Annotated in this window: 12 protein-coding genes and 1 pseudogene; 2 read left to right on the plus strand and 11 right to left on the minus strand. The window is 37.0% G+C overall.

Annotation, left to right across the window (positions count from 1 at the left end):
- Positions 1–6: 6 nt before the first annotated feature.
- The 6 genes from ACEN3Z_RS03775 to pfkB form a co-directional block, all read right to left on the minus strand.
- Positions 7–750: a LytTR family transcriptional regulator DNA-binding domain-containing protein gene (locus ACEN3Z_RS03775; protein WP_407089686.1), complete on the minus strand. Its 744-nt coding sequence runs from the start codon at positions 748–750 to the stop codon at positions 7–9.
- Positions 731–2500 (minus strand): LytS/YhcK type 5TM receptor domain-containing protein, encoded by a 1770-nt coding sequence (locus tag ACEN3Z_RS03780; RefSeq protein WP_407089687.1) that lies wholly within the window; start codon positions 2498–2500, stop codon positions 731–733. Before ACEN3Z_RS03780 ends, ACEN3Z_RS03775 begins: the two co-directional genes overlap by 20 nt.
- Before the next feature lie 206 nt (positions 2501–2706).
- Positions 2707–3696 carry a tagatose-bisphosphate aldolase gene (gene lacD / locus ACEN3Z_RS03785; protein ID WP_407089688.1) on the minus strand — a complete coding sequence of 330 codons (990 nt, stop codon included), beginning with the start codon at positions 3694–3696 and terminating at the stop codon, positions 2707–2709.
- A gap of 28 nt (positions 3697–3724) precedes the next feature.
- Entirely contained in the window at positions 3725–4075 is a 351-nt protein-coding gene (locus ACEN3Z_RS03790; RefSeq protein WP_407089724.1) for a PTS sugar transporter subunit IIA, read from the minus strand.
- A gap of 104 nt (positions 4076–4179) precedes the next feature.
- A complete protein-coding gene (locus tag ACEN3Z_RS03795; RefSeq protein ID WP_407089689.1) occupies positions 4180–5583 on the minus strand; it encodes a PTS fructose transporter subunit IIC in 1404 nt (467 codons plus the stop codon).
- 3 nt (positions 5584–5586) lie between these two features.
- Complete coding sequence (gene pfkB, locus ACEN3Z_RS03800; protein ID WP_407089690.1) at positions 5587–6516, minus strand: 1-phosphofructokinase; 930 nt, start codon at positions 6514–6516, stop codon at positions 5587–5589.
- 106 nt (positions 6517–6622) lie between these two features.
- Here pfkB and ACEN3Z_RS03805 point away from each other — a divergent pair, with 106 nt between their 5' ends.
- Positions 6623–7387: a MurR/RpiR family transcriptional regulator gene (locus tag ACEN3Z_RS03805; protein ID WP_407089691.1), complete on the plus strand. Its 765-nt coding sequence runs from the start codon at positions 6623–6625 to the stop codon at positions 7385–7387.
- Between the two features lie 190 nt (positions 7388–7577).
- Here ACEN3Z_RS03805 and ACEN3Z_RS03810 read toward each other — a convergent pair.
- Positions 7578–8474, minus strand: a pseudogene (locus ACEN3Z_RS03810) (NAD(P)-dependent oxidoreductase); the annotation flags it as partial.
- A gap of 171 nt (positions 8475–8645) precedes the next feature.
- On the opposite strand from ACEN3Z_RS03810, the gene ACEN3Z_RS03815 reads away from it, so the two are divergent.
- A complete protein-coding gene (locus ACEN3Z_RS03815; protein WP_407089692.1) occupies positions 8646–9674 on the plus strand; it encodes an aldose epimerase family protein in 1029 nt (342 codons plus the stop codon).
- A 46-nt stretch (positions 9675–9720) separates the two neighbouring features.
- Here the strand turns inward: ACEN3Z_RS03815 and galE are convergent, their stop codons facing one another.
- The 4 genes from galE to ACEN3Z_RS03835 form a co-directional block, all read right to left on the minus strand.
- Entirely contained in the window at positions 9721–10710 is a 990-nt protein-coding gene (gene galE, locus ACEN3Z_RS03820) for a UDP-glucose 4-epimerase GalE (RefSeq protein ID WP_407089693.1), read from the minus strand.
- Positions 10711–10723: 13 nt separating this feature from the next.
- Complete coding sequence (gene galT, locus ACEN3Z_RS03825) at positions 10724–12226, minus strand: UDP-glucose--hexose-1-phosphate uridylyltransferase (protein ID WP_407089694.1); 1503 nt, start codon at positions 12224–12226, stop codon at positions 10724–10726.
- A gap of 26 nt (positions 12227–12252) precedes the next feature.
- Positions 12253–13428, minus strand: a complete 1176-nt coding sequence (locus tag ACEN3Z_RS03830) for a galactokinase (RefSeq protein ID WP_407089695.1) — start codon at positions 13426–13428, stop codon at positions 12253–12255.
- A gap of 74 nt (positions 13429–13502) precedes the next feature.
- Entirely contained in the window at positions 13503–14441 is a 939-nt protein-coding gene (locus ACEN3Z_RS03835) for an IS30 family transposase (protein ID WP_138405491.1), read from the minus strand.
- Positions 14442–14506: the final 65 nt, after the last annotated feature.

Genomic DNA, 14506 nt, shown 5'->3' on the forward strand with positions numbered 1-14506 from the left:
CCCTCTTTAGGACAAACCAAAAACAGCTTTGAACGCTTGCATATATGACCGGCTCACAATGACTTTTGACCCATTATTCATCGTGACTTGATAATTTCGGTTGAACCAAGGCTGGATTTCTTCAACTTCATTCAAGTTAATAATATAGGCTCGATGAACTTGCATGAAGTTTTCCTCAGGTAACTTTTCCTTCATTGCTTTGAGTGACTCGCGCATACGATACTCTTTATCATGCGTTTGGATAATGACTTCGCCTTCATCAGTCGTCACCACATAAACATCATTCATTGCTACCATGACAATTCGATCCTCATCTTCAATCGGTAAATAGCGTTTATCACGCGAAGATGCGTCAGATTTTTTATCCGGTACATTCTGAACAGACCGGTGACTCATTCGGGCTTCTATTTTCCCCATGACTTTTTGTAGTCGTTCCAAATCAAATGGCTTTAAGATATAATCCGTCGCATCCAGCTCGAATGCCCTCACCGCAAAGTCATCATGAGCCGTCGCAAAGACGACAAATGGCGGTTCCTTCATCTGAGTCACAGTTTCCATTAACTCCATGCCAGATTCATTTTGCAAATGCATGTCTAGAAAAATCACATCAATGGCTTCTTTTAAGAGCATTTGTTGGGCAGCCTTAATGTGACTCGCTTCAAAATAGTCATTCCCCGACTTTATTTCTGTCAGTAAATAACTCAATTCTTGACGAGCCAATTGCTCATCGTCAACTAAAAGAATTTTCATGATTCATCTTCTCCTTCTCTGAAAGATATGGTATTAAAGCACTCACTTTGGTTCCGTCAGACGACGATTCAATCTGGAGCTCACTTTTCGTACCATAGATACCTACTAAACGTTTATTTAAATTCTCCAACGCCGTGCCAGACCCCTCTGCCGATTCCACAACCTCTTTCCCTAACTTTTCAATGATAGATTCTGGAATTCCATACCCATTATCTTCAACGGAGAATATTAGGTTTTCACCTTGGGGCTTTAATGCGATATGGATCTTGTTGTCCGTTTCTCGCTCTTTAAAGGCATGATGAATCGCATTCTCAACTAACACTTGCATTAGAAAAGATGGAATTAATACGTGATGCAACGTTTCGGATATATCAAAACTGATTTCAAACTTATCTGGAAAGCGTGCTTCTTCAATTTCTAAATACGCTCTGACTTGTTCGAGTTCATTCGTCACTTGTACTAAAATTTGGCGGTTTCCAGTTAAATTCGCACGAAAATACTGACTTAATTTAATTAATAATCGCCTCGCCTTATCAGGATCAAAGCGCATCACCGCACTAATCGTATTAATCGTATTAAAGAAGAAATGTGGATTCACTTGCCCTTGTAAAGTGTGTAGCTCCGCTTGTTTCAGCAAATGCTTTTGCGAGTCAACTTTTCCTAATTGAATTTGGGTTGAAAAGATTTCTGATAGTCCTTCAGCCCACTTCTGTTCAACCTCAGTTAATTGGTCGTCATCTGTAAAGTAGTATTTTAAAGTGCCAACAATATCATTTCCGTCATTTAAAGGCAGCACTATCGCCCCTTCCAAAGGACAAGACTCACAGTGGCAACCAATCTCCGCTCGCGTATGCGCCACCAACATCTCACCCTCCGTAATCGCTTGTCGCGATAAATCCGTCACCAAGTCTGAGCCAACTCGGTGATGGTCACTTCCTGCCCCAGTAAAAGCAAGAATATCTTTCCGGTTCGTAATACTCACCGCTGACACCTTCATCGTCTTATGAATCAACTCAGCTGCTTTCTGCGCATTCTCAGGATTCAAACCACTCCCAAATAAAGGTAGAGTCTCCTTCGTCAATTGCAAGACATCTTGCGTTTGAATGGCTCTCAACCCTTCTTCGTGGCGAATCGTATTCAATATAATTGATAGGAAAATACTCATCCCAACACTATTAACGAGCATCATTGGAAACATAATCACTTGCACTAAATTTGCTCCCATCGCGCGGTTCGAACTTAGAAAGTAAATACATGCCATTTGAACCAGCTCCAAAAGTACCGCCACACCTGCACCCTGAAACGGAGTTAAGTAGGTTTGCTTTTTAATCGAGGCATGACCAAAGGCTCCACCAATGCTTCCGATTAATATAGAAGATATTAGGTAAATATGCGGGTCCGTCCCACCTTGAAAATATCGGAAGATCCCCGACAAGACCCCGACCATCGTTCCTACTAAAGGCCCGCCAACAATTCCACTCACACCAATACTCAACACCCGCGTATTCGCAATCACAACCTCATCCGTTAATTGACCGAATAAGGGATAGAAAGATAGCTGGTCAAAAGAAATCAACACCCCAGTAATATTAGACAGAATAGCAAATGCTGAAAAAATTAAACTAAGACCGATCACCGATTTCGTTTGGCTTCGATTTAATAACATGTGTTTTAAATAATCATTGTTCATAAGAATATAAGCTAACAAAATAACAATTGCAGCTCGCTCAAATAAAACTAACGCTAGCACCGTATATCAACTCCTTGACTCAATATAAATAAATTATATCACATTAAAAATGTGCGTGGGAGATAGGTTGATGGAGGTTTCTTTGGGACGTAAAAAGCCATGAGCACTGAGGCTCATGGCTGAATTGGGTAATGTTATTTGAATAGAGCGTTTTTTACTTCATGTAAATCTCTTGTATTGTGTATGTAATATATACAATCATTCGATTATTTCACTAATACTTTATCTTTCCATGAAACTGCATGTTGATTCAACACTTGATTTAATTCTTCAATATTATTTTTTCCTGTCGTTTGTAACCAAGTATTGGTCTCTGTATATTCTGAATCTGTTTCTGCCGCAAAAATATCAGTGGATTCTTTCCAAGTTGCACGGCCACACAGTACTCCATTAAAGGTAGACTCTGATTCACCTGCTAATTTTATCGTTTCTTGGAATAACTGCGCAGAAACACCGGCACTTAAGAAAATAAATGGTAGATGTGTTTTTTCAGATTGTTCTTTAAATAAACGCTTTGCTTCTTCTTTAGAATATAAGATTTCATCATCATTACCATACCCTTCAACATAATTCATGTTAACCGGTACTTCAACTTTTAAAACATCTACTTTATAACGAGGATCCGAGAATAATTCCATGGCACTATTTACCTTATGAGGTTTTACTTCTGCATATTCCCTACTTTTTACATCTTGGATTTTTGTATCATATGTTAATATCTCTAAAAAGTATGGAATGTTTTCTGCATCGCATTCTGATCCTACACGTTCAACAAAGGCATGTTTAATATCATTTATTTCTTTACTAGCATCAATATCATAATATAATAAAATTTTTACAGCATCTGCGCCAGCTTCTTTTATTCTTAATGCTGACCAATTGTCTAATAAGTCCGGATATCTCTCTTCAGATGAGGCATCATATCCTGTTTCTTCATAAGCGAGAATTAAACCTGCATTCTTATCACGTACCTCTGTTGCAGGCAATCCATATTCAGGATCTAATAGAATTGATGATGAAAAAGGTGTCAAATTTTTTGATATCATCTTTTTAAACTCTTCAATTGTTGAATCATCTTCGCTACCTAGCATCTTCTTCAATGATCCTCGTTGATCAATAGCAAGTGCTGAAATCACTGAATTTTCATTTGACAATGCGACTAATTTATCATATTTTTCTTCGCTAATATTTAACATACTTCTCTCCTTAACAACTTAAAAAGTTTTAATTAATATTATTTAAAAGTACTTCTTTTATTTTATCGACAGAATCAGATTTTTTTAATTTTTCTTTTGCATCTGATTTCATTAACATCTTAGCAATTTGTGATAATAAATTTAAATGACCTGAACCTTTTTCATTTTCAGGAATAAACATACCTATAATAAAGTCTATATCTTCACCATCCATTGATTCCCAACTAATCCCATGGTCATTTTTAATTACTATTACACTCACATTATTTATGTTTTCAGATTTAGCATGTGGAATAGCAAAACCATCCATCATCCCTGTTGTTCCTTGATTTTCTCTATTATTTAATTCATCAAATACTGCTTTTTTAGAATCACTTATATTAAACTCTTCACAAGTTTCAGCTAAAAACTCGAATACTTGACCTTTCGTTTCAAATTTTTATTTAAAAATATTAGTTCTTCTTTTATCAAATTATTCACTCCTTAATTGCTAATAATTCGTTTATTATAATCTCTTTTTTTAATTAATCCTAACATTACTCCCCCAACTACTGATCCTATTAGTATGGCAAATACCCATTGCACACCATGTGTTACTACAGGAAGTACTAAAAATCCACCATGTGGAGCGGGAACTTGAACTTGAAATAAGTAGGTGATAATTGCAGCTACAGATGAACCTAGCATAATAGAAGGTAAATTTAATAACGGATTACTTGCAGCAAATGGAATTGCACCTTCAGTTATGTGTGTTGACCCTAAAATCAAATTAACATAACCCGCATTTCTTTCCTCTTTAGAATAGTATTTACCGAATAAGAGCACAGCAACAGTTGTCATCAATGGAGGGGCTATACATGCTGCTGATACTCCGGCCATAAAAGTATAGTTTCCTTGACCTAAAAGTAAAGTTCCTGTTACATATGCAGCTTTATTTACAGGTCCTCCCATATCAAACCCTGACATACAACCAACAATTAATCCTAGTAGTAACGGATTTGATCCTTCTACACTTGCCAGGAAACTCATCATTCCTTCATTAACACTAGCAATTGGTCCTCCTGTTGAAAACACTATAATACCTATCAAGAATACACCTAAAACTGGATATAAAAATATAGCTTTAAGTCCATCTAAAGATTTAGGCAATTTTTCGAATAGTTTAGCTAACAAAATTATTATTAGTCCACCTAAGAAACCTGAAAGAATTCCTCCTAAGAATCCTGACCCTGTTTCATTAGCTATCAACCCGCCAACAAAACCAACTACTAAACCTGGTCTTTTGGCAATACTCTCAGCAATATATGCAGAAAATACTGGTACCATTAGTCCCATAGACAAGCCACCGATTTGATTTAAAGTAGCTGCAAATGCATTATATTGCTCACTATTAGGATCAGCAGAATAAATCCCCCAAAGAAATGAAACTGCGGTCAAAACTCCTCCCCCTACTACAAATGGTAGCATATGAGAAACACCATTCATTAGGTGTTTATAAATTTTTCTTCCTAAAGTTTCGTCATTTTCAGTATTTTCATCAGTATCAGACTTATAATTGTCACCTTTAAGAATCTTACCTTCTCCACTTAATGCCTTTTCAATTAAATTATCAGCTTCTTTTATTCCTTTACCAACTGATACAGATATTACTCTCTTTCCTGCAAATCTTTCAGCTTGAACATCTTTATCTGATGCAATTATTACCACATCGGCTTCTTTAATCTCTGAGGGCGTTAATTCATTTTCTATTCCAACTTGTCCATGTGTTTCTACTTTTATAGGTACTCCCCTTTTTTTAGCGGCCTGCTCCAAAGCTTCTTGTGCCATATATGTATGCGCTATCCCTGTTGGACATCCTGTAGCAGCAATTATTTTGTATTTTTCCATTTTTTATTCCTCCACTATTTTTTCGATTTTTATCTGCTTTAATAATTCCGGTACGTCTATAAAATCTGTTAACCCTGGTGAAAATGCTGTTGAGCTACCTGCTGCTACTGCAAATGCTAGTGCATCTTCTACTAACTCTCCATTTAATCTTTTTGCTACAAAACTCCCTAATAAAGTATCTCCCGAGCATGCTGTATTTACAACATTCCCTTGAGGTGCATTCACTTTAAATGCTGAATTATCATTAACATACATTGCTCCATCAGATCCTAAGGACAATAAGACACTCTTAGCTCCTTTCTTTATCAAGTCTTTACACACAGCTAGCATACTTTCCGTTGAATTCACTTTCGTTTTCGTCCAAATTTGTAATTCCTCAATATTAGGTTTTAACATAAGAGGTTCAAATTCTAATAAATCCATTACAATTTCATAACTAGTATCCAGTATGAATTGTACTTTATTTTCACTTAAAATTTTTATAATATCTATTAAAAATTTTGGTTCAATCCCACGAGGAAGACTTCCACTTATTATTAACATATCACTATTTTTAAGATTTTTTATAATATCTAATAATTTATTTTTTTGTTGATAATTTATATTCGGCCCTTTGTTTACGAGTTTAAATTCATCTTTTTTCGAGAGTACCCTAGTAAACACATTTATTCTTGTGTTTCCGTCAACTGACACAAAATTTGTTCCTATATTTTTCTTATTTAACTCATTTATGATATAATCGCCTGTAAACCCTCCCACATACCCTAAAGCAGTGGTGTCAATATTAAGTTGTTTCATAATAAAAGAAACATTAATACCTTTTCCATTCGGTTGTAATTCATCATAATTTGACCTATTTACTGAATCATACTCTACTTTGTTTGTTTCAATAAAAAGATCAATCGCTGCATTCATTGTCAATGTGTAAATCACAGTATCCCTCCGTTCATATATATTATAACTAAATTCTAAATGAAAATGTTTTCAGAGCCTGTGTTTCAAACGAAAACATTTACAATATTTTGAAAGGAAGTATTTAATGACCACAAATAAATTAACGCCGTCCGAAGAGTTCGTTTGGCAATATATCAATGATAATGTTACCAAGATTCCAGCGATGAGCATTGTTCAATTAAGTGAAAAATCAAATGTATCAACTGCGACTATTGTTAGAACTATGAAAAAAATGGGTTTTGAAGGCTATACATCATTTAGACATACTTTAAAAAGTTCTACAAATTCAAATGAAGAATGGAATTTCGAACTTATTGATGTTGCTGATCAAAATATTCGCCGTGCGATAGAAAAGAATGAACAAGAAACACTGCTAACTATAAAGCAAGTTGATAGTACTACAATAGAGGATGCTGTCCAAAAAATAAGTTCTTCTAGAAAAGTAATTATTTTTGCCAGAGGCTTATCGACTTATGTTGCAGAAGAAATGATGTTAAAATTTCTTGTTCTCAATAAATATTGTGAAACATACTCAGATCCAAATATCATCAGAATCAAAAGTAGGAATATTCATGAAGATGATGTAGTGATTTTTATCTCCCTAAGTGGCGAGACCGAAGAGTTGGTTGAGGCTAGTGACAATTGTTTGAGAAACGAAACAACAACTATAACTATTACGACCTCTAAACATAGCTCTTTAGCGAAAAACTCCACTTTATTATTTCTAGGATTTAAGGCTTCTGACTCCTTTATCCCTGAATTTGAAGTCAAATCAAGACTCCCTTTATCTATTCTAACTAGGATTATTTCGGACGCTTATGCCGTGAGGATTAATGATGATTTCAATTAAATATTATAAATAACTCGTAAAAAATATTTAGGTTTTTTACGAGTTATTTTCTGTTATATTAAGTTAAATTTTTTAAAAACTTTAATAATCTCATTTTCGTTATTATTCGAGACTTCCAAAACAGAATTATCCAAGTTTTAAAATAGATTATAAAATAACCAGTATCAATCCAAAAATCGCTAACTTTGGCTCATTCATTTAATTCTCCGTCCCACCATAACTTCACAATAGCTTGAGTTCCTTCATCTGAATGCCCTGCCTCAGCAAGTTGCGTGTATAATTTATGCGCTAATTCAGTCATCGGTAACTCCAGTTCCATTTTCTTAGATTCATCTAAAGCAATCTTTAAATCTTTCACAAAATGCTTCACAAAAAAGCCAGGTGAGTAGTCATCTTGAATAATTCGCGGCCCATAATTTGCTAAGGAGCGGTTACTCGCTGCTCCAGATCCAATTGTTTCGACCACTTTATCTAACGATAGATTCGCTTTTTTAGCATAGGTCATCATCTCAGCCAAGCCTAACATCGTTCCAGCAACCATAATTTGGTTGACTGCTTTGGCATGTTGGCCGGAGCCATGCTCACCAAAATGAGTCACATTGGCTGCGAATGTATCAATAACCGGACGCGCTTTCTCTAGATCAATTGCATTCCCTCCAACTAAAACAGCCAGACGCCCTTCACGAGCGCCAATATCCCCACCTGTTACAGGCGCATCCAATACGCTAACATTCAATTCTTTCGCTTTGTCTGCCAATTGTATCGCTAACGACGGTGTACTTGTTGTCATATCAATAAACAAGCTGCCTGAATGAGCTCCCGTAAACAAGCCTTTATTCCCATAATACACTTCTTCAATGTCTTGTGGATAGCCAACAATCGTAATGACAATGTCTGTTGCTTCTGCTACTTCTTTAGGTGTATCCAACCACGTTGCACCTTTGTCGACTAAGTTCTTGGCTTTTGATTTTGTTCGATTGTATACAAATAATTCATGCCCTGCTTCAAGAATGTGCCCTGCCATACTTTGTCCCATGACACCTAAACCGATAAATCCAACTCTCATGTTATGCCTCCTTGTGATGTATAAAGCGTTCTGAGATTATTATAACATTGGGGGTGAAGAAAGATAAATTATAGGTATTACTGATCTCTAAGTTCTGATAAGTATCAATGTATATTTTATAACTTCTTCTTGTATTTGTTGATTAAATAAGCTAAATTTGATACATCACAATAATGGAGGCGCTTACTGAATATGGATTATACTATTAAAAAATATGGATCATGCAACGGCAAAGAGTATGATTTAATTCAAATTACAAACAATGATGTTATTATTACTTTCACCAATCTAGGAGCTCGAATCAACCAATGGAAGATTGGCTCAGATAACTTAATACTGGGTTTTGATAACCCTCAAGAAGCCGAAAAAGGAAAAGGCTATTATTACGGAGCAACAATCGGCCGAATTGCGGGAAGAATAAGCAAGGGACAATTTTCAATTGATGGAAACGACTATCAACTCCCTCTAAATGAGGGTGATAACCACTTACACGGTGGACCTAATGGCTTTGATTTGAGGTATTGGGAATACGACATTATACAAACAAACTCAGAAATTTGTATTACATTCTCCTTGACTGATCAAGATGGTGAGAATGGATTCCCCGGCACATTAGAAGCTCAAGTTATCCATACTTATACGGTCGATAATGAATGGAAAATCACTTATAAAGCTACTTCGGATGCAGACACACTATTCAACCCGACCAATCATGTCTACTTTAACTTAAATGGAACACATACAGTGCCTATTCTTAATCACCAACTAAAGATCGAAGCGGATAAGTATGTACCCGTTAAAGCAGAAGGAACACCCGTTGGTGAATTATCAAGCGTAGAGGGTACAGCTTTTGACGTACGTGAAGGTAAACAGATTGGAGATCAGTTCAAATTAAATGACGCTCAAGTTGAGTTGAAAAATGGATTTGACCACCCTTTTGTTATACAAGCAGATGCTTCAGATACTCCTATTGTCTTATCGGTCCCTGTCTTGAATCGTTCCATCGAAGTATCTACAGACTGTGAATCAGTTGTCGTTTACACACATAGTGTCGTAGATCCTCCAATGGGAATTTGGGGTGAGGAACTACATCAATACGCTGGAGTTACACTTGAGACTCAGACTATCCCTGATGCGGTTAATCACGATGCCTTTGGGAATGATATCTTACGAAAAGGAACACAGTTCGAAAGTGCAACAACATATAAATTAGTTTATTAACTCAAAAAAACCTTGTAGCTAGTGTAGCCACAAGGTTTTTGATATTTTAATTAGCATACCCCTCAGGATTAGCTTCATGCCAGTTCCAAGCAGTCTGAATAATACCCTCAATCGTTTCATAGGCCGGTTTCCATCCTAATATCTCACGCGCTTTTTCGCTCGCGGCTACTAATTTTGCTGGATCTCCAGCTCGTCGTTCACCGATTTTTACTGGGATTTCTTTCCCCGTTACTTTACGTGACGCTTCAACAATTTCTTTCACGGAATACCCCGTACTACTACCTAAGTTAAATATCTGACTTTCAGTGTTCGTATTTAAATACTCTAGAGCCAGAATATGTGCGTCAATCAAGTCTTCAACGTGTACATAATCTCGGATACATGTTCCGTCCGGCGTATCATAATCATCACCAAAGATCGTCATTGCATCACGTTGACCTAAAGCCGTTTGTAGTACAATAGGGATTAAATGCGTTTCTGGATCATGATCTTCACCAATTCCACCCGTACTCAATGCGCCAGCGACATTAAAGTAACGCAATGATACAAACTTAATCGCGTGTGCTAAATCACACCACTTAATCATGTTCTCCATCATTAACTTGCTTTCACCATACGGACTCGTTGGAGCTTTCAGCTCATCTTCCGTGATTAAAGGCGCTTGGACATCCCCATACACTGCAGCAGTTGAGGAGAAGATAATTTTCTTCACATCATTCTCTTGCATGACTTCAAGTAGTACTTCCATACCAACAACGTTATTGTTAAAGTATTTCAACGGTTTCTCAACCGATTCCCCCACTAATGAGCTGGCCGCGAAATGAAAAACAGCCTCGATCTGTTCATCTTGTACAATTTGATTCAACATCGTCTTGTCTCTAATATCACCCAAATAAAAAGTAGCCGCTTCATCTACCGCACCGCGGTGACCCGTCACTAAATTATCTAAGACGCTAACGTTGTAGTCTTTTTTTATCAGCTTATTAACAGCATGTGAGCCAATATAGCCGGCTCCACCTATAACTAATACATTCATCTATTCACACCCTTTACACTTGATTCAATGCATCGATAAAGCGAATAAACCCTGCTCTACCTTCATCTGTCTGTTTAAATACACCAGCATCTTCCAAGACGCGAGCGAATTTTAATGACATATTCTCTTCAATCACTGATTGGATTGACTCTTCAGTAATTGCTTCCGTATTGCTTGCCATCTCCACAGCCCATTCTTGATGAACAGGTGTCACTTCTTCTATAGTTCCTTTTCCTAATAGATACGCTTTAACCGTCTCTAATTCAGTCACTAATCTTGGTGGCAATACCGCTAAGCCCATCACTTCAATGAGACCGATATTTTCTTTCTTAATATGATGCACATCTTGATGCGGATGGAAGATTCCATCCGGATAGTCTTCACTCGCTCGGTTGTTACGCAGAACTAAGTCCATCTCAAACTTACCATCTTTAAACCGAGCAATTGGCGTAATGGTATTATGACGCTCTTCATCGGTATAAGCGATAATATCTAGGTCTTTATCTGAATATGCCATCCACTGATCTAAGATAAACGTTGATACTTCAACTAAATCTTCTGCTTTATTACTTCTTAAACGAATCACAGACATCGGCCAATAAACTAATTCAGCTTCAACCTGATCAAATTTATTTAATTGTACCGTCTTAAAGCCTTTAGCTTTTTCCATCGGAAATACGTGACGCCCACCTTGATAGTGGTCATGTGCTAGGATTGACCCACCTACACGTGGTAAATCAGCATTTGAACCCACAAAGTAATGTGGTAATACTTTCACAATTTCTAAGATATTATTAAAACATTTACGGTCAACCGCCATTGGCATATGGGTTTCATTTAAAAAAATTGAATGCTCGTTATAGTAAACATACGGTGAATATTGGAAACCATACGTTTCTTCAGGTAAGTCAATACGAATAATCCGGTGGTTTTGACGCGCAGCATGATTCGCGTGCCCTTCATACCCTTCGTTCTCCATACAAAGCACACACTTAGGATAGTCCACACTTTCTTGAGTTAATGCTTTCGCGATTTCCTTTGGATCTTTTTCGGGTTTTGACAAATTGATTGTCACTTCCAAATCCCCATACTCACTTTGTCCAGTAAAGATAATATTTTTCGCAATATTACGTGTTTTAATATAATCATTTTGTTGTGATAATTCGTAAAAATAGTCCGTCGCTTGTTCTGGATTCGCTTGATATTTGTCCCAAAACTTCTGATTCACGCTCGATGGGGGTGGTGTTATTAAATCCATGATTCTCGCTTCCAGCATCTCAGTCTCTGATTGCGTCACATCAATAATTCGCTCATCTTTTGCATATTGTACTAACATGTCCATGTACTCCAACAAGCTAACGTCCGCTTGAGCCACTTCAGGTAAACCTGCTTCTTTAAGATTTAAAATAGCCAGCAAGCGATTGACAGTATAATGACGGTCTAACGCATCCAGTACTTTTAATTGAACCGCTTTGTCTGTGAACTGATGAATTGTTTTTTGAATGTTTAAACTCACAAAATTCCTCCTATCAATAGTCTGCTTTATAATTTCTTCGCGCCGTCGCCAATTTTAGCGATATAAAAACTCGCATCATAACCGATTTGGTCTTTGTATCGTTGTCCTATTTGATTAATTGCTTCTTCCACTGCTTCTTTGTTTACTAAAGCAATAGCACAACCACCCATACCAGCCCCCGTCATGCGTGCACCAAGAACGCCTTTTTGATCCCAAGCTGCTTCAACTAAAGCATCTAATTCAGCACCAGTCACTTCATAATCTTCTCGAAGACTAATATGTGATTGATTCAACAGCTGGCCAAACTCTTCAAGTTGATTTGCTTTCAATAATTCAACTGCTTCTTGTGTTCGAGTATTTTCGTATACTGCATGTCGAGAACGCTTTAAATAAGTCTCATTACTAAGCAGTCCAGTATTAGCATCAAATGCTTCGTTCGATAAATCGCCTAAAGTCTGAATATTTAATTCTGTTTGAAGCTCCTCTAGCGCTGCCTCACACTCAGAACGTCTTTGGTTATACTTAGAATCAGCCAACTCGCGGCGTTTATTTGTATTCATAATCAAGATGACGTTATCACCAAATTCTGCCGGCACTAACGTATAGTCAAGCGTATTTACATCTAGATAGATGGCATGATCATTTTGACCCATTCCAATGGCGAATTGATCCATTATACCCGTGTTTAAACCAATAAAATCATTCTCAACTCTTTGCCCAATTTTCACTAAATCTAATCGCTCTAAGTCTAAATTAAACTCTGATTCTAATATGACTCCGATTAATAATTCTAAAGATGCAGATGACGAAAGCCCCGCTCCGTTAGGGATATCTCCGTAAATGAGTAAGTCAAATCCTTTGTCCACTGTATGTCCTGCTTCTCGAACATACTTAATCATTCCTTTAACATAATTCGTCCAATTATCTTGCTTATCAAAGATCAACTCTTGGTCTAAATCAAACGAAATAACACCCAATTCATCAAAGTTATCTGATATACAATTGACCGTCATATCATCACGCAACCTCACTAGCCCCATTGTTCCCTGTGTAATTGCGCAAGGAAGTACGTGACCTCCATTGTAATCAACATGTTCCCCGATGAGGTTTACACGTCCTGGTGAGAAGTATTGGGATGTTGAGGAGCTTTGAAATACCTCTTTAAACCGTGCTTCTAAATTATTTATCATTTTTTCTTTCATAACATACCTCCGTAATAAAATGACATCATTTTTTTATTTGTTGAATTGCAATAATTATTGCGACAATTTTTTATTTACTCAATTAATAAGAGTTCGTGTAAAAATACTTCCAAAGGTGTTTGGTAATCTAAGCATTTCCTAGGTCGATTATTCATTAACCACAAAGCTTGGTTGAGTTCTTGGGAAATTACTCTAGCGAGGTCTGTTTTCTTAGGAAAAAACTCACGCAGTAAACCGTTAGAGTTCTCATTGGTTCCTCTTTGCCAGGCACTATAAGCATCGGCAAAATAAAAATCAATCCCTGCTGCTTCGACCTCAGGATAACAAGCAAATTCTTTTCCTCGATCTGAGGTAAAGGACTTTAAAGCTTCCTTAGGTAAGTTTTCTCTCAAATCTTCAATCGCAGTTTGCATAGCAACTTTAGAGCGATTTGGCATGGGTAAAGCAATATATATACGGCTTTTTCGTTCTGCAAAGCTCGCGAAACAACCTTTACTCTTACCTCGAGAAGAAACAACTGTGTCGAGTTCCCAATGCCCGAACTCTTTTCGATTCTTCACAGATTTGGGGCGTTTTGAGATGGGAGTGCCGATATTAAACTTTCCTCGCGTTTCTTGAGGCTCTCGACTTTTTCCTTTGTGTCTTAAGACCGTTAGGGGCACCTTTAAGATATCTTGGTAAATCCAGTTATAGATGGATTTAAAGGAAATTTTCCCCTGATAATCTCGTCCAACAATTTGTTCAGGTGACCATGTACGTTCTAATTTATCTTGAATGTCTTTAAGTAGCTCGACCGTGTACTTAGGATTTCTACCCTTAAGACGTGCACGTTGATTGGCACCTTCATGGGTATCCTGAGCTTGGTATTGATCTGAAGGGCATCGTTTAAGTTCTCGATAAATCGTTGACCGATGGCGCCCGATTAATTGAGCAATGCGATTAATTTTATAGCCTTCTTGATAGAGTATTTCTATTTTTGAACGTTCCTCTATGGTAAGATGTGTGTAGCTCATAACAGACCTCCGTGTTTATGTTTTTGTCATTACTAACATTTTACACGAACCTGTTATGGGTTTCT

The sequence above is a fragment of the Ruoffia sp. FAM 26254 genome, assembly GCF_045528545.1.
GTDB lineage: Bacteria > Bacillota > Bacilli > Lactobacillales > Aerococcaceae > Ruoffia > Ruoffia halotolerans.